This is a genomic window from Micromonospora sp. NPDC049679 (assembly GCF_040659735.1).
Classification (GTDB): Bacteria; Actinomycetota; Actinomycetes; order Mycobacteriales; family Micromonosporaceae; genus Micromonospora_I.
The window spans coordinates 1-1,290 of the sequence record NZ_JBFANZ010000089.1 but is presented as its reverse complement, the minus strand read 5'-3'; the positions used below and the strand labels follow the sequence as shown (position 1 = coordinate 1,290).

Below are 1,290 nucleotides of genomic sequence, written 5' to 3'. Positions count from 1 at the left end.
GACCAAAGGGCGGACTGCGACACAGGACAAGGCTTCCTGTTCGCGAAGCCAATGCCGGCGGCGGCATTCGCCGTCTTCGTCAGTCAATGGAGGGGTGCCACCATGAATGCAAGTGACTCGACCACCACCAGTTGCTGCGTGTGCTGCAAGGAAATCCCGCTCGATGCCGCCTTCACCCCGGAAGGCGCGGAATACGTCGAGCACTTCTGCGGGTTGGAGTGTTATCAACGCTTCGAAGCGCGTGCCAAGACAGGGAACGAAACCGATGCCGATCCGAACGCCTGCGACTCGCTACCGTCAGATTGAGGCATACCTCAAATTGACACTGCGTATTCCAGAGAACGTGATGACGGAAGGTTGAACCTTCCGTCATAGCGCATCTGGTTTGGCCTCCCGTCAGCCAACCACGGGAAACACTGACTCGATCATTGGAGAATGGTCAGCTTGGCCTTGAGATCAATGGCTCTCGCGAAGTTGTGGTAATTCGGCGATGTTCGCTGCACCTGCGCGTGCAATGCTTTCAGCGCCGCCGAATCCGCCGACGACTCCATTTCGACCTCATACTCGACCTGGTCGTACCCTGGATTGATCCCAGGATCGATTCCAAGAAAACCTCTCAGATCGAGGCTTCCCTTCGTGCGGATAGTCAGCGATTGCAACTCGATGTTCATTGCCGCCGCATTTGCCGCGTAGGTTGCAGTCATGCATGCGTTCAACGCAGCCAGGATCAATTCTTGTGGATTAGCGGCCGTGTCGGTACCGAGCAATTCTGCCGGTTCGTCCGCGTCGATGACAAAGCCGCGCGCCAAGGCCGTGTCACCTAGTACGAGCGGCATGGTTCGCGCACGCGTCCGGGTGCCACCCTCCCAGGTTGTCACGACGCCGAACGTCGCGATGCCTGCGGCGGGCTTTGCTGCGACCTGATCTGCAAACTCACGCAATGCGCCGACGTTGATCCCGTTGCCGGGAGTTCCTTTAATGTTTGTGTTCATTTCTCGTTCCCCCATTATGTGTTACGCCCGGCCATCACGCCGCCGTCAACGTCCCAGATTGCGCCCGTCACCCATGCTGCCTTGTCCGACAACAGGAAGAGGATGACCTCGGCGACGTCTTGTGGCGTCCCAACCCTGCCGATTGGGTGGAAGCTGTTGAATCCCTGTAAGGCGCCATGAACCTCGGCCTTGGGTATGAATCCCTCGTAAATCGGCGTTTCGACAACCGCCGGAGAAACGGCATTGACCCTGATTTGTTTACGGAGCGCCTGGTCGAGTGGGCCGCGTCGCGCGTCCG

At 58.4% G+C, this 1,290-nt stretch carries 3 protein-coding genes; 1 reads left to right on the top strand and 2 read right to left on the bottom strand.

Annotated features, from left to right (window positions below):
• A partial coding sequence (locus tag AB0J06_RS26325) for a DUF3330 domain-containing protein (protein WP_357432354.1) occupies nt 1–306 on the top strand: 306 nt, incomplete at its 5' end.
• Between the two features lie 119 nt (nt 307–425).
• Here the strand turns inward: AB0J06_RS26325 and AB0J06_RS26320 are convergent.
• Nucleotides 426–992 carry an OsmC family protein gene (locus AB0J06_RS26320; RefSeq protein WP_004574805.1) on the bottom strand — a complete coding sequence of 189 codons (567 nt, stop codon included), beginning with the start codon at nt 990–992 and terminating at the stop codon, nt 426–428.
• Nucleotides 993–1,006: 14 nt separating this feature from the next.
• On the bottom strand, nt 1,007–1,290 hold a 284-nt coding region (locus tag AB0J06_RS26315), incomplete at its 5' end, for an SDR family oxidoreductase (protein WP_357432352.1).

Excerpts from the sequence above, each read along its gene's own strand:
- AB0J06_RS26320 (WP_004574805.1), bottom strand. The coding sequence starts at position 992 with ATGAACACAAACATTAAAGGAACTCCCGGCAACGGGATCAACGTCGGC.